Below are 23,751 nucleotides of genomic sequence, written 5' to 3'. Positions count from 1 at the left end.
AACATCACTGAATACCCATTATCCGTCACAGCTCACGCACCGACCTCTCCACCGGGGACGGACTCCTGCGCGGGAGCCGAACCGTTGGTCGCGGTCTTCGCTGCGCTGATCGCTGCGAGCACGTCTCCGGTGTCGTTGACTCGAAGAACGAACGGCAGTGTGGCCGTGTAGCGAATCACGCTGACCGAGGCCGGCTCGGCGACGATCCGCTGGAACGAATCGAGGTGCATCGCAAACGCGTCGGCGAGAACCGATTTGATGACGTCACCGTGTGTGCAAGCGATCCAGACGACGTCCTTGCCGTGTTCTTCGGCCAGCCGTGCATCGTGCTCTCGGATCGCGGCAACGGCTCGCGCCTGTACCTGGGCCAGCCCTTCACCGCCGGGAAAGACCGCACCGGAAGCGTGGCGCTGCACCACTTTCCAGAGCGGTTCTTCCAAGAGCTCCTTGAGCGGGCGACCCGTCCAGTCGCCGTAATCGACCTCGATGAGGCGATCCTCGACCACCGGCGTCAGACCACGGTCGACGGCAATGGGGCCGACCGTCTGCTCGCACCGCAGCAGCGGCGAGCGGACGATCTCCGCGATGTCCAGACCGACCAGCCGATCGACGACGCCTTCGGCCTGTTTCCGGCCGTGGTCGTCGAGTTCCACACCCGGCGTTCGACCGGCCAGGGTATGGGCAGTGTTGGACGTCGACCGCCCGTGCCGCAGTAGGACAACTGTCATTCCACAACCCTAATGGGGCGGTGGCCGCACGGACGGGTGGTCGACGTCGAAACGGGCTCTATGTCGCGGACACGACCCCTGTGGCCAGCAGCGCAAGGACGACTACGCCGAGAGCGATTCTGTATCCGACGAACCAGTACATGGAGTGATCGACAACAAATCGAAGCAGCCAGGCGATCGCTGCGTAACCAACCGCGAAGGCGATGACGGTTGCCACCAGCAATTGCGGACCGCTCGCGTTCAGACCCTCACCGGCCGGCTCGAAGGCATCCGGGAGGCTGAACAAACCGGAGGCGAGAACTGCCGGAATCGCCAACAGGAACGAGTAACGAGCTGCGGCCTCACGGGTGAGTCCGAGGAAAAGACCGGCACTGATCGTGCCACCCGAACGTGAGACACCCGGGATGAGCGCTAGCGCCTGAGCCGAACCCATGATGATGCCGTCGCGCGCTGTGAGCGATTCGATCGGGCGCGTCTTGCGTCCGTAGTACTCGGCAGCGGCGATGACGAGCGCGAACACGATCAACATCGTGGCAATCAGCCACAGATTGCGTGCGCCGGTACGGATCTGGTCTTTGAACAGAAACCCGAGGATGCCGACCGGAATGGTACCGATGATGACGTACCAGCCCATCCGGTAATCGAGATCGCCCCGGTGCTCGGCATTGAACACACCCCGGAACCAGGCAGTGATGATCCTCACGATGTCGCGCGCGAAGTAGATCAACACAGCCAGTTCGGTGCCGAGCTGCGTCACCGCGGTGAACGACGCACCGGCGTCACTGCCGAAGAATATCTCCGACACGATTCGCAAATGTCCGGAAGACGAGATGGGCAAGAACTCGGTCAATCCCTGCACGAGGCCCAGGATCACGGCCTGGAGCCAGGTCATCGCTTCGCCCATCACTCACCGATCCCGGCTGATTCGAATGGGGTTACTGCACACAGGTTTCGTGTGTCGGGTTCACGTTTCACCGGCGCCACGCTACCGGGGCCCACGACGCCGCGCCGCGCCCGGCACGTCCGTGTCCGAATACCCCGACTCGAGGCGAGCGCCTACTAGTCTGCACGTGGTGAGATCTCTCGGGTGCCGCACTTGCGCACACGAGTCGGGCGCGAGATGCAGGCGGTTATGAAGCACAGATCTGTCGGAACGAGCGGACTTCGGGTCTCGCGGCTTGGGCTCGGCACACTGACATGGGGACGCGACACGGACGGCGACGAGGCTGCGGCGCAGCTACTCGCCTTCGCCGAGGCCGGCGGAACCTTGGTCGACACCTCGCCCGCATACGGCGCCGGTGCGGCGCAACGGATCCTCGCCGAGTTACTCGACGACGTCGTTCCACGTGACGAACTCATCATCAGCTCGAGCGCCGGAATCGATCCCACTCCGATCGGCACCGACCGCGTCGACTGCTCGCGGCGCGGATTGCTCCGCCAGCTCGACGCGACTCTTCGTGAACTCGGAACCGACTTCCTCGACATGTGGCAGGTCGCAACCTGGGATCCGCTCACGCCCGTCGACGAGGTTGCAGCAACCCTCGACTACGCGGTCTCGAGCGGCAAGGTGCGGTATGTCGGCGTGCGCGGCTACCTCGGCTGGCAGCTCGCGACGGCCGTCGGAGCCGGTGGCGCAACAACACTCGCCGCAACGCAGGCCGAGTACTCGTTGCTCGCGCGCGGCGTCGAGGAAGAATTGTTCGCAGCGGCGGCCCACCACGGCGTCGGAGTGTTCGCCGCAGTACCCCTGGCGGGCGGTGTTCTGACCGGAAAGTACCGCGACGGCATTCCCGTCGATTCCCGCGGCGCCGACGAAGCACATTCGCAGGATGTGCAGAGCTATCTGACCGATTCCTCGATCCGGGTGGTCGACGCAGTCGTTACCGCCGCCGACGGTCTGGGTACTTCCCCACTGGCGGTGGCACTGGCCTGGGCGCGCGATCGCGCCGGGGTAGCCAGCGCCGTCGTCGGCACGCGGGATCTCGCCCAGTTGACAGGAGTACTGGCAACCGAAGAATTGGAACTTCCGAAAGCGATTGCCGCAGCTCTCGACGATGTGAGCGCTTGATCTGTCCCGCTGATCGAAATACCGAAGGTATCGTGTTGGCGAGGGCAGGCTAACCTAGTAGGCAACGCTTGACTACAGCCTCAGGAGAATCAATGACCACGCTCGACGTAGACAGCCTTTCCGCAGACGCAGGCCCCGCCTTCTCCGAACGAATCAAGACCGAGACGGACGCAGCACACCGCGAGACGGAGCAGTCGCGATTCGTAGGCGCGCTTCTCGGCGGTGAGCTGACCACGGCTGGCTACGCCGCTCTTCTGGGACAGACGTACCTCGTCTACACGAGCCTCGAAGAGGCCGGCCGCACACACGCCGACAACGAGTTGGTCGCTCCGTTCCTGTCCGAGGATCTGTTGCGGGTGGCTTCGCTCGAAGCCGATCTCGAGTTCCTAGGCGGACCGAACTGGCGCGACGAACTCGTGGCCTTGCCTGCAACCGAGCGTTACATCGCCCGCCTGAAGGAGGTGGCGTTCGACTGGCCCGCCGGCTTCGTCGCACATCACTACCTGCGATACATGGGTGACCTCTCGGGCGGACAGATCATCCGCCGGATGCTCGAGCGCGCCTACGGATTCGAGACCGACGGACTTCGCTTCTACATCTTCGAAGGCATCCCCAAGCCGAAGCCTTTCAAGGACGACTACCGCTCGAATCTGGATGCGCTGCAGATTCCGGCCGAAGAACAGCAGCGTTTCATCGACGAGGTGAATCTGGCGTACCGCCTCAACGGTGACCTGTTCGCCGATCTCGAAGGCGACATCGAGAGCTACCTCGTCAAATGATGAAGCGCTTGGCCGCGGCGGCACTGGTCGCAGCAGTCGGTTTCGGTCTGGTGGCTTGCGGATCCAGCGACAATTCCACGACATCTCGGGGTGCCCGGACCGCGGTACTCGAAGATTCCAGCCCGGTTCCCGTGTCCGACAACCCGACCGCGACGTTGCCCGTGACGGTGAAGAGCTTCGACGGCGTCGACGTGACCATCACCGACAACAGCCGGATCGTTGCGGCCGACCGCTACGGGACGCTCGCAACGACAACGGTGGCGCTCGGCCTCGGTGACAACCTTGTCGGCCGCGACACCGCCGCCAAGTTCCCCGCGGTCGCGGACGTACCGGTTGTCACGGTCGGCGGCCAATCGCTCAATACCGAAGCCATCCTCGATTTGAATCCCACCGTGGTTCTCACTGACACGAGCATCGGGCCCAAGAGCGTCCAGGATCAGTTGCGCGCCGCCGGTGTTCCCGTGGTGTTCTTCGACCCGACCCGAACCCTCGAAGGTGTGCCGGGGCAGATCCAAGCAGTCGCCGACGCGCTCGGCGTTCCGGCCCAGGGCGCAGCGCTGATCGATCGAACCGAATCGGAGATCGCTGCTGCGCGCGATCTGGTTCCCAACGACGGCGATCCACTGAAGATCGCGTTCCTCTACATGCGCGGATCGGCCATCACCATGATCGGTGGTGAAGGTTCGGGTGCCGATTCCTTGATCGAGGCCCTCGGCGCCACAGATGCGGGTACCGCCTCGGGCATCACACAACAGTTCGTACCCATCACCAGCGAAGCGCTCATCGCCGCAGCGCCTGACGCCCTGCTGATGATGACGGACGGATTGGCATCGATCGGCGGAATCGACGGCCTCGAAAAGGTCCCTGGCATCGCTCAGACGCCGGCCGGAAAGAACAAACGAGTAGTCGACATGGTGGACGGTGTCCTGCTCAGCTTCGGGCCGAACACCGGACGCGTCATGGCGGCACTCGCCGAAGCGATCTACGAGCCCGGTGGATCGTGAGCAAAGATTTGTGAGTGCTGATTCGTGAGTACAGAAACAGGTAGTTCCGAAGCAGGTAAGTCTGTGTCCGCAGCCGAGGATTCACATGACGTCGGGGGCGCCGACAAGTCGGCGTCTGGCCCCGCGTCGCGGTCGCGGGTGAGTGCGGTTCTGGTCAGCTTGACTCTCGCCCTGGTGATCGTCGCAGTGCTGTCGGCGTGCATCGGTCAAGTTCCGACATCGCCTCTCGAGGTTTTGGGCAGCATCCTGCACCGCATCGGGCTCGATCTCGGTCCGATGCCCGCCCATCCCAGCGGTGAAGTGACTTTGTGGGAGGTTCGTTTCCCCCGCGTCGTGCTCGCCATCTGTGTCGGCGCGGCGCTGGGATGTTCCGGTGCGCTCCTGCAGGGTGTGTTCTCCAATCCACTCGCGGAGCCCGGGGTGATCGGAGTGTCCGCGGGCGCTGCAGTTGGCGCGAGCGCTGTCATCGTCGTCGGCGGCACGTTCGTGGCCGGCTGGGCCGTTGCTGCGGCAGCGTTCGTCGCCGGGCTGTTCACCACCGCGGCGGTCTACCTGCTTGCGCGCCACGAAGGCCGAACCGAAGTAGTGACATTGGTGCTGACCGGCGTCGCGATCAATGCGTTCGCCGGCGGACTCATCGCGTTCTTCACCTTCGTCGCCAGCCCGTCCGCTCGCGATCAGATCGTGTTCTGGCAACTCGGCTCACTCAACGGAGCGTCGTGGAATGCCGTCATGATCGTGGCGCCGATGACCGTTGTCGGAATTGCCGCGACGGTCATGATCGCTCCGCGTCTGGACCTTCTCGCACTCGGTGAACATGCAGCTCGTCACCTGGGTGTCAACGTCGAACGGCTGCGCCAGTTCGCGGTTCTGATCGTCGCTCTCCTGGTCTCGGCGAGTGTTGCCTTCACCGGCATCATCCTCTTCGTCGGACTGATCGTTCCGCACCTGATGCGCATTCTTGTCGGCCCCGGCCACCGCGCGCTGATTCCGGCGAGCGCCCTTGCCGGCGCACTGGTTCTGCTTGTCGCAGATCTCGGCTCACGGTCGCTGATCGACAACGCAGACCTGCCCCTCGGAATGCTGACCGCTCTGGTTGGCGGCCCCTTCTTCTTCTGGCTTCTCCGACGAACACGCGCGCAACAGGGCGGGTGGGCATGAGCAGCCTCGTAAGAAACTGGCGCGAACTGTTCGGCCGCGTCACCCCCGAACCGGAAAGCCCTGGCGTCGGTGATGTCACCCTCGAAGCGCGCGACATCACCGTCGAACGCGGTGGTCGACACATTCTCGAAGGCGTATCCATCGAAGTCCGGGCAGGCGAGCTCGTCGTCCTCGTCGGACCGAACGGCGCCGGTAAGTCGACTCTTCTTGCGGCGTTGGCCGGTGATCAGCCCGTCATCGCTGGGCGGGTGGTCGTCGAAGGCACTGACCTCACTCAGTGGTCGCCGATCGACATGGCGCGCCGACGCGCGGTTCTCCCCCAGAAACACACGATCGGATTTTCGTTCAGCGCTCGCCAGGTCGTTCGCATGGGACGTGCGCCATGGGCCGGAACGCGCCGAGAAGACCGCGACGGCGCTGCTATCACCGCGGCGATGAAGACCTGCGATGTCGAGGGGTTCGCCAATCGGCCATTCGCCGTGCTGTCCGGTGGCGAGCAGGCGCGGGTCGCTCTTGCCCGGGTACTGGCACAGGAAACGTCGACCATCCTGCTGGACGAGCCGACTGCAGCACTCGATCTCGGACACCAGGAAGCGGTGATGTCCGTGGCGCGCGCTCGCGCTGCGGACGGCGATGCCGTCGTCGTCGTGTTGCACGATCTCGCGTTGGCAGCGGCGTATGCCGACCGAATCGTCGTACTCGAGAATGGACGCATCGCCGCCGACGGTCCCCCGGAATCGGTGCTACACGAAGAGCTTCTGACCCGCGTCTACGGTTATCCGGTCGAGGTGTTCCCGCATCCGACAACCGGAGCAACGCTGGTTATCCCGCGCCGAGAATTCACCGAACAGAATCGATGATCGATCCCAGCCTGTTCAGGACTGCTCTCACCGTCGGCAGGCTGCGACCCTCGCCCTGACGAACGCCGTCACCGACGTCCGGATGTGACCAATCAGTCTCGGTCGAGAGAACTGCGTCGCGCACCACACCGGCGATGCTTCGCTCGTCGGTCAGATCGATGTCGGTGACCGATCGCTCCGCCGTGGCGACAACGTCCGAAGGGGTCGGCACACTGTGCTCGCAGTATTCGCCGTATACCTCGACGAACAGCACGCTCTTGCGTACGCGGAACGCGAAAGTTCGACCGTCGGACCTGCCGAAACCGTGTGCATGAGCGCCGACGGTGAGGTCCTCGATCTCGAAGCCCGGCCGCGCCGGTTCGGGCGGCTGTGCGCCGGAATCGGTGGGTTCTGTGGGAATCACAATGATCTCCTCGGTGATTGCAGCGTCAACCGCAACCGCTGTTCGTACGGTATCGCGTCAAAGGTGTGAGCGGAATGGTCGGTAGTTCCTCGACGCGATGAACGGCGCCCGACTGCGATCAGGGATGATCGATGACAGTCGCACTGCGTGAAGAACAGATGACAAGAAAAAGAGGAACTACACATGGCTCGCCTAGGGATCCGCACCACTGCAGCAGCAATGGGGGCGGCGGTTCTGCTGGTCACAGGATGTTCTTCCGGAGATGGCGGAGACGACCTCATCACGATCGATCCCGCTACGGCAGCGGTCTCACCGGCCACCACCAGCACCCCGGACGGCGTGGTTCACCCGTATTCAGGTCTGATCGATTCCATCACATTCGACCCGATCACGCGCAGCGCTGTTCTGGTTGCCAACGACCCACGATCGGTGCTGGTCGTTCCTTCGGACAGTTTGGCCGGCGCCGACCCCGCCTCCGCAGGTCGTCCGATAGCTCTGGATTCAGACGTACGCGACGTTTCGATCGGCTCCGACGGTAGCGCTCTGCTGGCGATGGATCGCCAGGTAGTGAAGCTGAATCTGACATCGGGCGAACAGACGTCCATACCGGTCGACGGCCAGGCGAACTCCGCGGTCGAGCTGACCGACGGCCGCATCGCGATCGGCACGGACAATGGTTCAGTTCACATCGTCGACCCGAAGACCGATCAGTCACAGACGATTTCGGGGTTTGCATCCGTCGACGAACTTGCGGTTACCGGCGACAACCTGAGCGCCCTCGATCACCGTCAGACCTCGCTGACGGCGATCAATCTCGAAGACGGCAAACTCGGCGTCGCTCTTCGCGCCGGTGAGGGCGCAACTCATCTGGCCACCGATCGCTTCGGACGCATCCTTGTCACCGACACCACCGGCAACGAACTGCTCGTCTTCACTGCCGATCCGCTCCTGATGCACCAGCGCTACCCCGTCGGCGAATCGCCTTACGCCGTCGCCTACGACGAGACCGCGGATCGGGTGTGGGTGACACTGACGGCGACCAACGAAGTGGTCGGCTTCGATCTGTCGTCCGGCATCCCCGTGGAGACCGGACGGTTCAAGACGGTGCGACAGCCGAATTCGTTGGCCGTAGACTCTTCCAACGGCAATCTGATCGTCGGATCGGCAACCGGTGACGGGCTGCAGGTCATCCCGTCACGGGAGAACTGATGGAAAAGCGTACGCGCGGGATCCCCGCGCAGTGGGAGACGTCGGACGACAAGTTCGACTACGTGCCGCTCCGACTACCGCCGAACGTTTCGCGGGTCACGGCGTCGATGCGCCTGGCGATCTCCGCCGAGTTCGGCGGGTGGGAACTCTCCCGAGTCCGTCTCTACCCCGACGGCAGCCGTCGCGTGCTCCTCAAGCGAAAGAAGACGCCGCTGCACGTGACCGATCCGGACGGCATTCAGCACTGATCGTTCAACAGACGACCAGAACCCGCCGCTATCGAAACCGCTGACAAAATCACACCATCGAAGAGCTGGAGAATCGTGTACCAACTGCTGCTGAGCCTGATGTTCCGAGTCCCACCGGAACGCATCCACCACATTGCCTTCACCGCGATGAAACTGGTGACACGGTTCGCTCCCCTTCGCTGGCTGGTCGCAAAAGTCCTTGTCGTCGACGACCCGGTTCTGCGCAGTCAGGCTTTCGGTCTGACGTTCCCGGCACCTCTCGGTCTGGCCGCAGGATTCGACAAGGACGCCACCGGAGTCGACGCCTGGGGCCCGTTGGGCTTCGGTTTCGCCGAGGTCGGAACAGTGACGGCCCAAGCTCAGCCCGGTAACCCCGCGCCGCGTCTCTTCCGACTTCCGGCCGACCGCGCTCTGGTCAACCGAATGGGCTTCAACAACCACGGCGCTGGTCACGCGGCGAATTTCCTGCGACAGCGCCGCGTCACGGTGCCGATCGGTGCCAACATCGGCAAGACCAAGATCGTCGAAGCTGCCGACGCCGCTGCCGACTACACCGCCAGCGCACAGCTTCTGGGTCCGCTGGCCGACTTCATGGTCGTGAATGTCAGCTCGCCGAACACACCCGGACTCCGTGATCTGCAGGCCGTCGAATCTCTGCGCCCGATCCTGCAGGCCGTGCTCGACACCGTCAGCGTGCCGGTACTGGTGAAGATCGCGCCCGATCTCTCGGACGAGGACGTCGACGCTGTCGCCGATCTGGCAGTCGAACTCGGGCTTGCCGGAATCGTCGCGACCAACACCACGATCCGCCGCGACGGTTTGAAGACCCCGGATGCCGAGGTAGCTGCACTCGGCGCTGGCGGGCTGTCCGGTGCACCGGTGGCCGACCGCTCGCTCAAGGTGCTCCGGCGCCTGTACGCCCGAGTCGGCGACAAGATGACCATCATCTCGGTCGGCGGTATCGAGACAGCCGACCAGGCGTGGGAGCGCATCCTCGCCGGCGCGACGCTGGTGCAGGGGTACACCGGCTTCATCTACGGCGGACCGTTCTGGGCTCCTTTATTAACCGCCCGCGGTTAATAAAGGCGCACGGCAAAGTGATTACTCGACCTCGAACGTCCCGGTCAGGGTTGCACGCGCGATCGCGTGATGGAACACGTTGAAACCGAGGAACGCCGGCGACGAGTCAGGGGTGACTCCGTCGAGCGTCTCCACGTCGAGGGCATGCACCGCCACGATGTAGCGATGCGGACCGTGCCCGGGAGGCGGGCCTGCGCCGATGAAACCGAACCCGCCACCGTCGTGGCGGAGGGTGACGGTTCCGGCAGGCAGGACATCGCTGTCCGCCGCGCCGGCACCGGCCGGGAGTTCGGTGACGGAAGCGGGGATGTTCGCCACGGCCCAGTGCCAGAATCCTGACGCCGTCGGTGCGTCCGGATCGAACACCGTCACCACGAAGCTCTTCGTCTCGGCCGGAAAGCCGGACCACGAGAGCTGCGGTGAGATGTCTTCGCCACCGGGAACTCCGAAGGCTCCACTGGCCTGAGCAAGCTTCAGCGGCTGGCCCGCAGTGATGTCGTCACTGGTCAGCTCGAAACTCGGCAACTTCGGCAATGGTTCGTACGGATCGTGCGCCATGCGAATCCTTTCTGTGACAAGAGAGCTCGATGTGCGTCGAGCTCACGGATCTATCTACGTGCTCGTCAGGAATTGAGCAGGAAATGTTCCAGAACACGTGTCCCGAACAGTAGTGCGTCCACCGGAACTCGCTCGTCGACGCCGTGGAACAGCGCGCTGAAATCCAGCTCGGGTGGCAACTGCAACGGGGCGAAGCCGAAGCAGCGAATGCCCAGTTTCGCGAATGCCTTCGCGTCGGTTCCGCCGGAGAGCATGTACGGAACTGTGCGAGCTTCCGGATCATGAGCGAGGATCGCCTCGTTCATGGCATCGACGAGATGTCCGTCGAACGTCGTTTCGTACGAATCCAGCTTGGTGATCCACTCGCGGGTCACGTCGGGGCCGATCAGTTGGTCCACCGTGCGCTCGAATTCGGCCTGCCGTCCCGGCAGCACGCGGCAGTCGAAGACCGCCTCGGCAGTCTGCGGAATGACGTTCGCCTTGTATCCGGCCTTGAGCATCGTCGGGTTCGCCGTGTCACGGAACGTCGCCCCGATGATGTTGGCGATCGTCCCCAACTTCGCGAGAGTCCCGTCGATGTCAGGTGATCCCGGATCGAAGTCCAATCCGGTCTCTTCGCCGACGGCGGTGAGGAACTCGGCAACCGAATCCGAGATCACGATCGGGAACTGATGAGCAGCGAGTCTCGAGACCGCGCCGGCGAGTGTCGCGACTGCGTTGTCGTCGTGGAGGAAGGAGCCGTGCCCGGCGCGTCCCTTGGCCGTCAGACGCATCCAACCGAGGCCCTTTTCCGCAGTCTCCACGAGGTAGAGCCGTCGGTCGGTTCCGTCCGGCCGCGGAACCGTCAGCGAGAAACCGCCCACCTCACCGACGGCTTCGGTCACTCCCTCGAACAGATCCGGGCGGTGCTCGACCAGCCACTGGCATCCGTACTTTCCGCCAGCTTCCTCGTCCGCCACGAAGGCGAACACCAGATCACGCGGCGGTACGACGCCTTCCGCCTTGAACTGCCTGGCGAGGGCCAGGATCATCCCGACCATGTCCTTCATGTCCACGGCGCCGCGCCCCCAGACGTAACCGTCCTGGACGGTGCCGGCAAAGGGATGGACGCTCCAGTCGGCGGGCTCGGCCGGAACGACGTCGAGGTGACCGTGAAGCATCAATGCACCTCGACCCGACTCAGCTCCCTTCAAGCGAGCAAAGACGTTCCCGCGGCCGGGCGCACCGGACTCGACGTATTCCGTCTCGTAGCCGACTTCTTGAAGCTGCGCGGCAACCCACTCCGCGCACGCACGCTCACCCTTGGTGGTTTCGAGTTCTCCCGTGTTCGAGGTGTCGAAGCGGATGAGAGAACTGACCAGTTCGACTACTTCTGCTTCGGCTCTACTCGGATTCGGATTATTCGGGGTTGTGGTCATTCCACTTTCCTACCATCGAATCAAACGACGCGGGCGACCGGAATGCCCCGCAACCTGGCGATTTGGGGCAGCTGACCTAATCGGATACTCTTTCCCAGCACCGAGAAATCGGGGCCGAGTCCGAGTGGCGGAATGGCAGACGCGCTAGCTTGAGGTGCTAGTGTCCTATTAACGGACGTGGGGGTTCAAGTCCCCCCTCGGACACTCGAATACAGCAAAAAAACCCCAGCCTGATCAGGTTGGGGTCTTTTTGCTGTGCGCCTTTATTAACCCCCGGCGGTTAATAAAGGCGCACAGCAGTGGGGCGATTTGGGACCTGGCGATGGCATCGGATACTCTTTCCCAGCACCGAGAAATCGGGGCCGAGTCCGAGTGGCGGAATGGCAGACGCGCTAGCTTGAGGTGCTAGTGTCCTATTAACGGACGTGGGGGTTCAAGTCCCCCCTCGGACACTCTGTGTTGAGACAGACAGGAAAAGCTCCGGTTCATCGAACCGGAGCTTTTCTCGTAATTGGCGAAGTTCCCGCACCAGGGAACAGTCCGCGCGAGCGGCGATCGAGATGGAACAGAAGTTCGAAGTGGATACAGACACCAAGAAGTCGGATGCACTGCAGGCAGATTCGCTGGAAACAGCCGATTCAGAATCTGCTCGAGCCGAACTCACCGGCCTCGACCCCGCAGAACTCGAAATCTGCCTGAAGGTCCTTTCCGAAGCCGCCGAACTCGACGACGAGCATCCCGATTCGATCACCATGCAGCGCGCTGTCGGCCATCTGTTCAAGCGACTCAAGAAGAAGCGCCGCCTCGCCTCGCGCGCAGCCGTCAACGAAGCGGACCGCCAAGTAGTCGCCGCGACTGCCACAGGTTCACCCGATCGCATCGACGACGAGACCGCAGGCATTCCGATCAAGTCGAACACCGCGGGCGCTTCCGCCGGCACACTCATCAAGGCGCGACCGTGCTACATCTGCAAGCAGCGCTACACCGCAGTCGACGCCTTCTACCACCAACTGTGCCCCGATTGCGCTGCCACCAGCCGCAGCAAACGTGATGCGAGCACTGATCTGACCGGCCGACGCGCACTTCTGACCGGCGGCCGCGCGAAGATCGGTATGTACATCGCGCTGCGCCTGCTGCGTGACGGCGCGCATCTGACCATCACGACGCGATTCCCCAACGACGCGATCCGCCGATTCAAGGCGATGGAAGACAGCAACGACTGGATTCACCGTCTGCGCATCGTCGGCATCGACCTCCGCGACCCCGCCCAGGTTGTTGCACTCGCGGATTCCGTTGCCGCACAGGGTCCGCTCGACATCCTCATCAACAACGCCGCGCAGACCGTCCGACGCTCCCCCGGTGCCTACGGCGCTCTGGTTGACGCCGAGTCCGGAGCACTGCCCGCCGGTGAACTCCCTGATGTCCTGACCTTCGGCAAGACGAGCGACGCTCACCCCGCGGCTCTGGCCGGATCGCTGTCGGACGTCGCAAGCATCACCTCCGGAAATCTGTCCGCCGACGCGGTCAGTTCGCTCGCACTCGTCGCCAAGTCGGCTTCACCCGATCGCATCGAGCAGGGCATCGCCATCGACGCCGGCGGGCTGCTGCCGGACCTCGCGCACACCAACAGTTGGGTCCAGACCGTCGAGGAAGTCGATCCGATCGAGCTTCTCGAAGTCCAGCTCTGCAACTCGGTCGCGCCCTTCATCCTCGTTTCACGCCTGCGCCCGTCGATGGCCGCGGCAGCTGCGCGACGCAAGTACGTCGTGAATGTCTCCGCCATGGAAGGCCAGTTCAGCCGCGCATACAAGGGCCCTGGCCACCCGCACACCAACATGGCCAAGGCAGCACTGAACATGCTGACCCGCACCAGCTCCAAGGAAATGCTCGACGACGGCATCCTCATGACCGCCGTCGACACCGGCTGGATCACCGACGAACGCCCGCACTTCACCAAGATGCGGTTGGCCGACGAAGGTTTCCACGCGCCGCTCGACCTTGTCGACGGTGCAGCCCGCGTCTACGACCCAATCGTTCAGGGCGAGTTGGGCGTCGACCTGCACGGCTGCTTCCTCAAGGATTACAAACCCTCGCCGTGGTGATGGGCGGCACCCCGTAGTGGTGACAGGCAGCACCTAGGCGCCCCGATGTGGCGATCTCGTCACCGCCAAACCCCCGTGTCGAGTAGCTCAATTCAGGTAGGGCACAGCATTGCAGGCGATAATGGATTGCGAACCTGCTCACCGACTCGGAGGAACCATGACGATCGCCGTCGTACACAAGGACAGCCCGGAAGGCCGCGCCGCAATCGTGGCCGCCGCACGGGAATCCGTGGGTCGAAGCGAGGAACTGCTGGTTCTGCACGTCCTGGACGATGTCAACATCGGGGACACGGCCGACACCGGAGACACCGAGGACGATCGGGCCGCTCTTCGCGGCGAGATTCAGTCAGCGCTCGACGCCGGTGGATTCTCGGAGACGAAGTGGGATCTGCGCACCACCGAGCACGACGGCGATCCGGTGACCGCGCTCGTGAACCTGGTCCACGGCGCGGGTGTCGATCTCCTGATCGTCGGAACACGCCGGATGTCCCCCATCGGCAAGTTCCTCCTCGAACGCCCGCTGCAGCGTCTCCTGCTCGAAGTGGAGGCTCCGATCCTCGTCGTCAAGGAACCCCTCCCTGCTGAGTGACCACGGTCACATCACTTTCGAGTGCGCGTTTGTAGGCTGGCTCCATGACTGGAACCTCGCCCGCCCGAGAACTCGACATCATCGTCTACGGAGCGAGCGGCTTCGTCGGAAAGCTACTCGCCGACTACCTCGTCAAACATGCTCCCGAAGGCACGAAAATCGGCCTCGGTGGCCGCTCCCTCGAGAAGTTGGCAGCCACTCGCGCCGATCTGGGTACCGCCGCGGCCGATCTCCCCCTGATCATTGCCGACGCCGACGACGCCACCGCATTGAAGGCGCTCGCGCAGCGAACTCGGGTCGTCGCCACCACGGTCGGCCCGTACGCCAAGTACGGTCACACCCTTGTTCACGAATGCGCCTCCGCCGGAACTCATTACGTCGACCTGACCGGTGAGGTGCTGTTCCACCGCGAGAGCATCGACGCCAACCATGAGCTGGCGGTCTCGACCGGCGCAAAGATCGTCCATTCCTGCGGATTCGATTCCATCCCTTCCGATCTCGGAGTTCACGTCCTCCACGAGAAGGTCACTGCCGACGGCGCCGGTGAGCTCACCGACACAACGCTGGTGGTCACGGCGCTGCGCGGCGGCGTGAGCGGCGGCACGATCGATTCTCTTCGCAATCAGATCGACGTGTCGAAAGACGATGCGCGCCTAAGGAAACTCGCTGCCTCGCCGTATTCACTGAGCCCCGATCGTGACCGGGAGCCCGACCTCGGACGACAGAGCGACGTGAGCGTGGTCGACGGCAAGAAGATCGATCCGTCGTTGAAGGGTTGGAAGGCACCGTTCGTGATGGCGTCGTACAACACACGAGTCGTCCGTCGCAGCAATGCGCTCCGAGAGTGGGCGTACGGCAAGAAGTTCAAGTACAGCGAGGTGATGAGTGTCGGTTCCTCGGTGGTGTCACCGGTAATCGCGGGCGGTGTCGCAGTCGGCCTCGGCGCGCTGGTCGCCGGACTCGCTCTTCCTCCGACGCGTTTCCTTCTCGACAAGGTATTGCCTGCGCCCGGCGAGGGCCCGAGCGAGAGCACCCAGAAGAAGGGGCACTTCACGCTCGATGTGTTCACCACGACCACGACCGGCGCTCGATACACCTCACGAGTGAAGGCGAAGGGCGACCCGGGATACAGCGCGACGGCGGTAATGCTCGGCGAATCTGCGTTGTCATTGGCGAAGGACCACAAGGATCTCCCCGCGGCCACCGGCGTATTGACTCCATCGACAGCGCTCGGCGACGTCCTGGTCGAGCGTCTAACCAAGGCCGGTTTCGAGATTTCCGCGCGCAAACTCTAGACAGAACGAATTTCACTTGATCGTTTCAGCTCTTCGCGCCCGATTATCGCAGCTCAGGGCGCGGACAGCGGTGGGAATACTCCCAGGTAACATTGATGTTGGTTCATGGCATCCATATGTGGTGCTCCGCTTTCGGAAAAGTGAGGCTATTCATGACTGAGCGCGTTCAGGTCGGCAGTCTTCAGGTTGCCAAGGTTCTCTACGACTTCGTGGTCGAGGAGGCTCTTCCCGGCACCGGTGTAGACGCCGAGACGTTCTGGGCCGGCGCCGACAAGGTCATCACCGAGCTCGCACCGAAGAACCGCGATTTGCTTGCCAAGCGTGACGATCTGCAGGCTCAGATCGATCAGTGGCATCGCGATCATGCCGGCGCTCCCATCGACGCTGCCGCATACAAGGCGTTCCTGCAGGAGATCGGCTACCTCCTGCCGACGCCTGCCGAGTTCTCGGTCACCACCGCGAACGTCGACACTGAGATCACCTCGACGGCCGGCCCGCAGTTGGTCGTGCCGATCCTCAACGCGCGCTTCGCTCTCAACGCGTCCAACGCCCGCTGGGGTTCGTTGTACGACGCGCTGTACGGCACCAACGCCATCTCGGAGGAGAACGGCGCCGAGAAGGGTTCCGGCTACAACAAGGTCCGAGGCGACAAGGTCATCGCCTGGGCGCGTGAATTCCTCGACGCGGCAGCACCTCTCGCGTCGGGGTCGCATGCAGATTCGACCAAGTACGTGATCGACGGCAGTGAACTGAAGATCACGTTGGCAGACGGTACGGTCACCACCCTCGCCCAGCCGGAGAAGTTCGTCGGCTACCTCGGCGAGAAGGACGCACCGACGAGCATCCTGCTGCTCAACAACGGATTGCACGCCGAGATCCAGATCGACGCGTCCTCCCCGATCGGCAGCACCGACGCCGCCGGTGTCAAGGACGTCGTTCTCGAATCGGCCGTCACCACGATCATGGACTTCGAGGACTCGGTCGCCGCTGTCGACGCCGACGACAAGGTTGTCGGTTACCGGAACTGGTTGGGCCTCAATCGCGGTGATCTGTCCGAGGAGATCAAGAAGGGCGCCAAGTCCTTCACTCGTACGCTCAACGGCGACCGTAAGTACACCGCCGTCGACGGCAGCGAACTCAGCCTGCACGGTCGTTCGCTCCTGTTCGTCCGCAACGTCGGTCACCTCATGACCAATCCCGCGATCCTCGATGCCGACGGCAACGAGGTCCCCGAGGGCATTCTCGACGCTTTGATCACGAGCACCTGTGCAGTGCACGGCCTCTCGATCAGTGACGCCAACGGCCCGCTCGACAACAGCCGCACCGGCTCGATCTACATCGTCAAGCCCAAGCAGCACGGCCCCGAGGAAGTTGCCTTCACCACCGAACTGTTCGGCCGCGTCGAGCAGGTCCTCGGGCTTCCCGAGAACACGCTCAAGGTCGGCATCATGGACGAGGAGCGTCGCACGACAGTCAACCTCGCTGCCTGCATCAAGGAAGCCGTCGACCGCGTCGTGTTCATCAACACCGGCTTCCTCGACCGCACCGGCGACGAGATCCACACCTCCATGGAAGCCGGCGCGATGGTGCGCAAGGCCGAGATGAAGAAGCAGAAGTGGATCGGTGCCTACGAGGACTGGAACGTCGACACCGGACTGGCCTGCGGCCTGCAGGGCAAGGCGCAGATCGGCAAGGGCATGTGGGCCATGACCGAGCTGATGGCAGACATGCTCGAGCAGAAGATCGGCCACCCCAAGGCCGGCGCCAACACCGCGTGGGTTCCTTCGCCGACCGGCGCAACGCTGCACGCGACGCACTACCACCGCGTCGACGTGTTCGCTGTTCAGGACAGCCTGAAGGGCAAGCCGCGTGCGAGCGTCGACGACATCCTGACCATCCCGCTCGCTCCCAGCACCGACTGGACGGACGCGGAGAAGAAGGAAGAGCTCGACAACAACTGCCAGTCCATCCTCGGCTACGTCGTCCGCTGGATCGACGCGGGTGTCGGCTGCTCCAAGGTTCCCGACATCCACGATGTCGCGCTCATGGAGGACCGCGCCACCCTGCGCATCTCGAGCCAGCTGCTCGCCAACTGGCTGCGTCACGGCATCGTCAGCGAGAGCGACGTTGTCAGTGCACTCGAGCGCATGGCCCCGGTTGTCGACCGTCAGAACGAGGGCGACGCCGAGTACCGCAACATGGCACCTGATTTCGATTCCAACATCGCGTTCCAGGCTGCCAAGGAACTCATCCTCGAAGGCGCGAAGCAGCCCAGCGGATACACGGAGCCGATCCTGCATCGCCGCCGCCGCGAGTACAAGGCTGCCAACGCCTGATTTCACCTTCTTCGAACTCGAAGCTGAACCCGAACAGCCTCGGCACCGCTACCGGTGTCGAGGCTGTTCGCGTAGGCCCCGAAGATTCGTCACTAGACTGGCCGAGGACACAGTCCGTTCAGCAGACATTCTTTTCGAGTGACCAAGGTAGGGCAAGGTACGTGGGCGAACATCGCGGCGGGTCAGGCGCCAGAGGTATCAGCAAGGGGCCGATTCTCGTCGTCGTGCTGATCGTCTTGATCGTTGCAGGCTTCTTCGGGTGGAAGGCCCTCAGCAACCGGATCGACGATCAGGGCCAGCAGGCAGCAGGTACGTGCGTCGAAGGCAACAAGACACTCGACGTCACCGCGGATCCGTCCATCGCCCCACAGATCGAGGAACTGGCCAAGCGGTACACCCAGACCTCTCCGGTCGTGCGCGATCACTGCATCACCGTCGTGGTGCACGGTGCGCCGTCCGCGTCGGTCTCGACGGCACTCGAAGCCGGTCCGGCGGCATCCTGGGACGACGCAGCATTGGGACCGCGTCCCTCCCTGTGGATCCCGACGAGCTCGTTCGAACTCGCGCCGCTGGCGGGCAAGGCCGTGATCAACGGTGATCCTCGCTCGCTCGCGAGTTCCCCGATCGTTCTGGCAACCGGCCCCGAGACCGCGGCAGCATTGGCCGGCGCAGCATCGAGTTGGAAGTCATTGCCTTCCGATCTGACGGTCGCCCTGCCGGTCGGAAGTACCGAAACCTCGATGGCCGCACAGGCAATCGCTGCCGACGTCGCCGATGCGGGTGCCGGTCCGGTCACGACGGATCAGGTGAAGTCCGCGCAGGTCAACGCTGCGCTCAGTGCGCGGGCATTGCAGTTCCAATCCTTGCCGACTCCCCCGACGTCCACCGCCGAAGCCCTCGGAGCACTGAGCGCCGGAACACCGGATTCGGTGAAAGCCGTTCCGGCCACGGAACAGTCGATAGCGCAGAGCGCGAACGCGGCGATGACGACGTACTCCCCCGCCGGCGCAACGCCAGTCGCGGACTATCCGGCGGTCATCGTCTCGGGCAGCGGGATCGACGAAACCGCCTCGCGCGCAGCGGCGCAGTTTGCCGATTTCATGCGTGAGCCGAATCAGTCACAGTTGTTCGTCGGCGCCGGTTTCCGGGTCGAGGGTCAAGATCTTCCCGATCTCGGTGCGGTGTCTCCGGCCAAGATCTCGTCCACGTTGAAACCGGCTTCGGCCGAAACCGCAGCTGCGCTCGGTGACATCGTCGCCAATCCGGTCTCTCCGCGTAGTGCCACCATCCTGATGGACACGTCGGCGTCGATGGGTACCGACGACGGTGGCACTACCCGCTTGGCGAACGTTGCCGCGGCAGTGAACACGCAATTGGGTCGCAGCCCTGACGCTTCGGACATCGGCCTCCGCGAGTTCAGCACGGGCACCGACGGAAAACCGTCCGAGCGCATCCTGGTTCCGGGCGGTTCACTGTCCGAGCCGAATCGGCGTGCCACCATCACCGATTTCCTCAACGGGCTTCGAGCCGGCGGAAAGACCTCCAAGTACCCGGCGCTTGCCAGTTCGTACAAAGCCGCGGTTGACGGTTTCGACGCGGGACGAGTCAACTCGGTGCTGCTGATCACCTCGAGTACACCTGACGAATCCACCACGACGCGAGCCGAACTGCTCAGCGCGATCGCCGCTGCGGGCAATCCGTCGCGTCCGGTACAGGTCGACGTGATCGTCGTCGGTGCGGGCGACGACGTCTCCACACTCCAAGACGTCTCGGATCGGACCGGCGGAACCTTGGTTCGCGTCGATTCGACGTCCGACCCCGCTCTCGCGGCCACAGTGACCAAGATGCTGTCCTGATGGGGCGCGTCGCGGTTTTTGCAGTCCTTCTCGCCCTTCTGACCTGGTTCCTGCACCGCCGACTCGTTCGCGCCACCGGCATCCCGAGGCGATGGGCTCGTCTTGCCGACACTGCGCTTGTCGTCTTGGCGGTCTCGACGCTCATCGGGGTCGGCAGCGGCGAAATCTTTCCGACGTCCTGGGCGCGACCGATCGGATTTCTCGGATGGGTCTGGCTGGCTTCGTGGCTGTACCTGATTCCCGGACTGCTCGTGATCGGCCTGTTTGCCGGGATCAGTCGACTAGGTGCACGCCGCACGGATACCACGACCGAAGTCGACCCGGCCAAGCGTCGTACGTTGCAGTTGGCTACAGCAGCAGTCACTCTCGCGGCGATCGGCACCGCCGGCTACGGCGTCTACGAGGCGTCGGGCCCCAAGATTTCACGCGTCCGCGTGCCGCTCGCTCGCCTGCCCGAGGGCTTCAACGGATACCGGATCGCCTTGATCACCGACCTGCACGTGGGACCGGCCCGCGGGGTCGACTTCACCCGCAAGGTGGTCGAGATCGTGAACTCGCAGAATGTCGATCTGATCGCGATCGGCGGCGATCTCGTGGACGGCACCGTCGCAAAAGTTGCTCCCGATCTTGCTCCGCTCGCCGATCTTCAGGCGCCGGACGGAATCTTCGGAGTCAGCGGAAACCACGAGTTCTACGCGGACGACGGTGGCAAATGGCTCGACGTGTGGGAAACATTGGGGATCACCACACTTCGCAACAGCCGCGCCTCGATCCAGCATGACGGCGACACCATCGACATCGTGGGCATCCACGACTACACGTCGCCGGCCCCGTACGAGCCGAACCTTACTGCCGCGCTCGCAGGTCGCGATCCGAATACTTTCGCCTTGCTTCTCGCGCACGAACCGCGTCAGGCGATCGAGGCGTCCGAGATGGGTATCGATCTGCAGCTGTCCGGGCACACTCACGGCGGTCAGATGTGGCCGCTGAGGTATCTCGTTCCGCTGCAGCAGCCTTCGGTGCAAGGCTTGGACAGGGTCGGAAACACAGTGTTGTACACGACGCGTGGCGCCGGGGCTTGGGGCCCGCCGGTACGCGTCGGCGCACCGCCGGAGATCACCGTTCTCGAACTCGTACGCGAGAGGTGATGATCTCCGGCGCGCACACGCCTTAGTTGCCTGCGAACGCTTCGATCGGCGGGCACGAGCAGACCAGGTTGCGGTCGCCATGTGCACCGTCGATACGACGCACGGACGGCCACACCTTCGGGCGAGCCTTGCCACGCGGGAAGACGGCAATCTCACGCGAGTACGGGTGATCCCACTGCGCTGCAATGCTTCCGGCAGTGTGGGGAGCACCGCGTAGCGGGTTGTCCTCCACCGTCCACTCGCCGGCGCCGACGCGATCGATTTCGCCGCGAATGGCGATCATCGCCTCGCAGAACTCGTCGATCTCTTCGAGGTTCTCGCTCTCGGTGGGCTCGACCATCAGTGTGCCGACCACGGGGAAGCTCATGGTCGGTGCATGGAAACCGTAGTCGGCCAGACGCTTTGCCACGTCGTCGACGGTGACGCCAGTGTCCTTGGTCAACCCACGGAGGTCGAGGATGCACTCGTGCGCGACCATGCCGTTCTCGCCGGTGTAGAGAACCGGGAAGTACTCGTCGAGTCGACGCGCGATGTAGTTGGCCGACGCGATGGCGGTCAGGCTGGCCCGGCGCAGGCCCTGAGCACCCATCATCCGGATGTAGGTCCAGGTGATGGGCAGAATGGACGCACTGCCGTACGGCGCTGCCGAGATCGTTCCTCTACCACCGAGTTCGGGGGCCATCGGGTGTCCGGGCAAAAACGGCGTCAAGTGTGAGCGCACACCGATCGGGCCGACGCCGGGTCCGCCGCCGCCGTGCGGGATGCAGAAGGTCTTGTGCAGATTCAGGTGGCTGACGTCGCCGCCGAATCGGCCCGGACGGGCAAGGCCGACAAGCGCATTGAGGTTGGCGCCGTCGACGTACACCTGGCCACCGGCGTCGTGTACCGCTGCGCAGATGTCGGAGATCTCGTGCTCGTAGACACCGTGCGTTGAAGGGTAGGTGATCATGATCGCGGCGAGACGCTCGGCGTGATCGGCGATCTTCGCGCGCAGATCGTCGACGTCGACGTCACCGTTGGGACGGCAGGCGACTACCTCGACGCGCATCCCGGCCATGACGGCAGACGCCGCGTTGGTGCCGTGAGCACTCGACGGGATGAGGCAGGTGTCGCGGTGGTCGTCGCCCCGGCTGAGGTGGTAGTTGCGGATCGCGAGCAGGCCCGCATACTCCCCCTGGCTGCCGGCGTTGGGTTGCAGGCTGACGTTGTCATAGCCGGTGACCGCGACCAGCCAGTCTTCGAGATCCTTGATGATCTTCAGCAGACCGGGTGCATCCGACGTGGGCGCGAACGGATGGATCGCGTTGAACGCCGGCCAGGTGATTGATTCCATCTCGGCGGTGGCGTTGAGCTTCATGGTGCACGAGCCCAGCGGGATCATGCTGCGATCGAGGGCGATGTCCTTGTCGGAGAGCGCGCGCAGGTAGCGAAGCATTGCCGTTTCCGTACGGTAACGGGTGAAGGCTTCGTGCTGCAGGTAGTCGGACGTGCGCTCCTGAGCAGCCGGAACCGAGTTGCCCTCGGCTTCGATGGCAACAACAGCATCCTCGATCCCGAACGCGTCGAGCACGGCAAGGACGTGGTCGGCGGTGGTGGCCTCGTCGCAGGAGATACCGACATGATCGGCATCGACCAGACGCAGGTTGATCCCGGATTCCTTGGCCGCAGCGACAACGCTGGCCGCCTTACCCGGAACCTGAGCCAGCACGGTGTCGAAGAACGAATCGTGGACTACGGTCACGCCGCCCTCGCGCAGGCCGTTTGCCAACGCGTGTGCGCGGGCAGCGACGCGCAACGCAATCGCCTTGAGCCCCTCGGCGCCGTGGTAACTCGCGTACATCGCAGCGAGGATCGCGAGGAGCACCTGCGCGGTACAGATGTTGGACGTCGCCTTCTCACGGCGAATGTGCTGCTCACGTGTCTGCAGCGCGAGGCGGTATGCCTTGTCTCCGTCGGCGTCGATGGAGACGCCGACCAAACGGCCGGGCAGCTGACGCGCGTGCTTGGAGTGCACGGCCAGGTAACCGGCGTGCGGTCCGCCGTACCCCATGGGAACACCGAAGCGCTGGGTGGTGCCGAAGCACGCGTCCGCACCCAGTTCACCCGGCGAGGTGATGAGCGTCATCGCAAGAAGGTCGGCGCCGACGGCAACCAGTGCGCCGCGCTCGTGAGCTTCCGCGATGATCGAGGTGTAGTCCACGACGCGTCCCGAAGCGCCCGGGATCTGGGCGATGACACCGAAGAAATCACCCTCGGGCAGTCCGGCAGTGAGATCTGCGGAGACGATCTCGATGCCGAGCGGCTCGGCGCGTGTCTCGATGACGGCGAGGGTCTGCGGATACAGGTCCGTGTCGACGACAAAGCGTGGGGACTTGCTGCGGTTCGCGCGGCGCAGGAGCGTCATGGCTTCGGCAGCGGCGGTGGCCTCGTCGAGCATCGACGAGTTGGCCAGTTCCATGCCGGAGAGATCGGCGACCATGGTCTGGAAGTTGAGGAGGGCTTCGAGGCGGCCCTGGCTGATCTCCGGCTGATACGGGGTGTACGCGGTGTACCAGGCCGGGTTCTCGATGATGTTGCGCAACAACACCGGCGGCGTCAACGTGTCGAAGTAGCCGAGGCCGATCATCGACGTCGCGACAGTGTTCTGGGCTGCGAGTGCAGTCAGTTCGGCAAGTGCCTCGTGCTCTCCAACCGGAAGCGGCAGAGCGTCGAGTCCGGCCGCGATGCCGTTCGGGGCAGCGTCGAGGATGACGGAGGGAACGGCCTTGGTTGCCAGTTCGTCGAGTGAATTGACCCCGACGAGTTCGAGGATGCGCGCGAGTTCCGCGGCGTTCGGACCGACATGGCGGTCGGCAAATATACGGCTTGCAGCGTCGATCACGACAACTCCCAGACAGATCGGAGGATCA

At 63.8% G+C, this 23,751-nt stretch carries 19 protein-coding genes, 2 tRNA genes and 1 pseudogene; 16 read left to right on the top strand and 6 right to left on the bottom strand.

Annotated features, from left to right (window positions below; all coding sequences use genetic code 11):
• Positions 1 to 32: 32 nt before the first annotated feature.
• Positions 33 to 728: a histidine phosphatase family protein gene (locus AC1DVN_RS20710; protein WP_019748538.1), complete on the bottom strand. Its 696-nt coding sequence runs from the start codon at positions 726 to 728 to the stop codon at positions 33 to 35.
• A 58-nt stretch (positions 729 to 786) separates the two neighbouring features.
• Positions 787 to 1,632 (bottom strand): undecaprenyl-diphosphate phosphatase, encoded by an 846-nt coding sequence (locus tag AC1DVN_RS20705; protein ID WP_019748539.1) that lies wholly within the window; start codon positions 1,630 to 1,632, stop codon positions 787 to 789.
• 228 nt (positions 1,633 to 1,860) lie between these two features.
• Between AC1DVN_RS20705 and AC1DVN_RS20700 the strand changes: the two genes are divergently transcribed.
• From AC1DVN_RS20700 to AC1DVN_RS20680, 5 genes are all read left to right on the top strand, one after another.
• A complete protein-coding gene (locus AC1DVN_RS20700; RefSeq protein ID WP_003946175.1) occupies positions 1,861 to 2,796 on the top strand; it encodes an aldo/keto reductase in 936 nt (311 codons plus the stop codon).
• A gap of 92 nt (positions 2,797 to 2,888) precedes the next feature.
• Positions 2,889 to 3,575 (top strand): biliverdin-producing heme oxygenase, encoded by a 687-nt coding sequence (locus AC1DVN_RS20695; protein ID WP_003946162.1) that lies wholly within the window; start codon positions 2,889 to 2,891, stop codon positions 3,573 to 3,575.
• The gene (locus AC1DVN_RS20690; RefSeq protein WP_477994177.1) at positions 3,572 to 4,579 is read left to right on the top strand and encodes a heme/hemin ABC transporter substrate-binding protein; all 1,008 of its coding nucleotides are present in this window, start codon (positions 3,572 to 3,574) and stop codon (positions 4,577 to 4,579) included. The genes AC1DVN_RS20695 and AC1DVN_RS20690 overlap by 4 nt, the downstream gene beginning before the upstream one ends.
• Before the next feature lie 63 nt (positions 4,580 to 4,642).
• On the top strand, positions 4,643 to 5,740 hold the full coding sequence (locus tag AC1DVN_RS20685; RefSeq protein WP_020907826.1) for a FecCD family ABC transporter permease: 1,098 nt from the start codon (positions 4,643 to 4,645) through the stop codon (positions 5,738 to 5,740).
• Entirely contained in the window at positions 5,737 to 6,600 is an 864-nt protein-coding gene (locus AC1DVN_RS20680; protein ID WP_141487249.1) for a heme ABC transporter ATP-binding protein, read from the top strand. The genes AC1DVN_RS20685 and AC1DVN_RS20680 overlap by 4 nt, the downstream gene beginning before the upstream one ends.
• On the opposite strand, the gene AC1DVN_RS20675 is transcribed toward AC1DVN_RS20680, so the two are convergent.
• Positions 6,581 to 7,003, bottom strand: a complete 423-nt coding sequence (locus AC1DVN_RS20675; protein ID WP_020969683.1) for a hypothetical protein — start codon at positions 7,001 to 7,003, stop codon at positions 6,581 to 6,583. The two genes, AC1DVN_RS20680 and AC1DVN_RS20675, sit on opposite strands and share 20 nt — an antisense overlap.
• Positions 7,004 to 7,186: 183 nt before the next feature.
• On the opposite strand from AC1DVN_RS20675, the gene AC1DVN_RS20670 reads away from it, so the two are divergent.
• From AC1DVN_RS20670 to AC1DVN_RS20660, 3 genes and pseudogenes are all read left to right on the top strand, one after another.
• Positions 7,187 to 8,212 carry an NHL repeat-containing protein gene (locus AC1DVN_RS20670; RefSeq protein WP_477994176.1) on the top strand — a complete coding sequence of 342 codons (1,026 nt, stop codon included), beginning with the start codon at positions 7,187 to 7,189 and terminating at the stop codon, positions 8,210 to 8,212.
• On the top strand, positions 8,212 to 8,460 hold the full coding sequence (locus AC1DVN_RS20665) for a DUF5703 family protein (RefSeq protein WP_003946171.1): 249 nt from the start codon (positions 8,212 to 8,214) through the stop codon (positions 8,458 to 8,460). Before AC1DVN_RS20670 ends, AC1DVN_RS20665 begins: the two co-directional genes overlap by 1 nt.
• A 75-nt stretch (positions 8,461 to 8,535) precedes the next feature.
• A pseudogene (locus tag AC1DVN_RS20660) lies at positions 8,536 to 9,516 on the top strand (quinone-dependent dihydroorotate dehydrogenase); the annotation flags it as partial.
• 45 nt (positions 9,517 to 9,561) lie between these two features.
• Here the strand turns inward: AC1DVN_RS20660 and AC1DVN_RS20655 are convergent.
• Complete coding sequence (locus tag AC1DVN_RS20655) at positions 9,562 to 10,098, bottom strand: YbhB/YbcL family Raf kinase inhibitor-like protein (protein WP_007733394.1); 537 nt, start codon at positions 10,096 to 10,098, stop codon at positions 9,562 to 9,564.
• Between the two features lie 65 nt (positions 10,099 to 10,163).
• Positions 10,164 to 11,516 carry a M20/M25/M40 family metallo-hydrolase gene (locus AC1DVN_RS20650; RefSeq protein ID WP_003946170.1) on the bottom strand — a complete coding sequence of 451 codons (1,353 nt, stop codon included), beginning with the start codon at positions 11,514 to 11,516 and terminating at the stop codon, positions 10,164 to 10,166.
• Between the two features lie 118 nt (positions 11,517 to 11,634).
• Between AC1DVN_RS20650 and AC1DVN_RS20645 the strand changes: the two genes are divergently transcribed.
• The 8 genes from AC1DVN_RS20645 (at position 11,635) to AC1DVN_RS20610 (ending at position 20,842) form a co-directional block, all read left to right on the top strand.
• Positions 11,635 to 11,720: transfer RNA gene (locus AC1DVN_RS20645), tRNA-Leu, on the top strand.
• A 162-nt stretch (positions 11,721 to 11,882) separates the two neighbouring features.
• A tRNA-Leu gene (locus AC1DVN_RS20640) sits at positions 11,883 to 11,968 on the top strand.
• 108 nt (positions 11,969 to 12,076) lie between these two features.
• Positions 12,077 to 13,618, top strand: a complete 1,542-nt coding sequence (locus AC1DVN_RS20635) for an SDR family NAD(P)-dependent oxidoreductase (protein ID WP_074447104.1) — start codon at positions 12,077 to 12,079, stop codon at positions 13,616 to 13,618.
• A gap of 157 nt (positions 13,619 to 13,775) precedes the next feature.
• A complete protein-coding gene (locus tag AC1DVN_RS20630) occupies positions 13,776 to 14,207 on the top strand; it encodes a universal stress protein (RefSeq protein WP_020723653.1) in 432 nt (143 codons plus the stop codon).
• A gap of 44 nt (positions 14,208 to 14,251) precedes the next feature.
• Complete coding sequence (locus AC1DVN_RS20625; RefSeq protein WP_021344351.1) at positions 14,252 to 15,502, top strand: saccharopine dehydrogenase family protein; 1,251 nt, start codon at positions 14,252 to 14,254, stop codon at positions 15,500 to 15,502.
• 152 nt (positions 15,503 to 15,654) lie between these two features.
• Complete coding sequence (locus tag AC1DVN_RS20620) at positions 15,655 to 17,838, top strand: malate synthase G (RefSeq protein ID WP_019748551.1); 2,184 nt, start codon at positions 15,655 to 15,657, stop codon at positions 17,836 to 17,838.
• 161 nt (positions 17,839 to 17,999) lie between these two features.
• Positions 18,000 to 19,694, top strand: coding sequence for a VWA domain-containing protein (locus AC1DVN_RS20615; protein WP_397510316.1), 1,695 nt, complete (start codon positions 18,000 to 18,002; stop codon positions 19,692 to 19,694).
• The gene (locus tag AC1DVN_RS20610; RefSeq protein ID WP_133728092.1) at positions 19,694 to 20,842 is read left to right on the top strand and encodes a metallophosphoesterase; all 1,149 of its coding nucleotides are present in this window, start codon (positions 19,694 to 19,696) and stop codon (positions 20,840 to 20,842) included. The genes AC1DVN_RS20615 and AC1DVN_RS20610 overlap by 1 nt, the downstream gene beginning before the upstream one ends.
• Positions 20,843 to 20,864: 22 nt before the next feature.
• Here the strand turns inward: AC1DVN_RS20610 and gcvP are convergent, their stop codons facing one another.
• Entirely contained in the window at positions 20,865 to 23,723 is a 2,859-nt protein-coding gene (gcvP, locus tag AC1DVN_RS20605) for an aminomethyl-transferring glycine dehydrogenase (RefSeq protein WP_477994175.1), read from the bottom strand.
• Between the last annotated feature and the right edge of the window lie 28 nt (positions 23,724 to 23,751).

Source organism: Rhodococcus sp. P4_E4 (assembly GCF_056401575.1).
The sequence above is the reverse complement of the archived record's forward strand: the minus strand, read 5'-3'. Positions and strand labels throughout refer to the sequence as shown.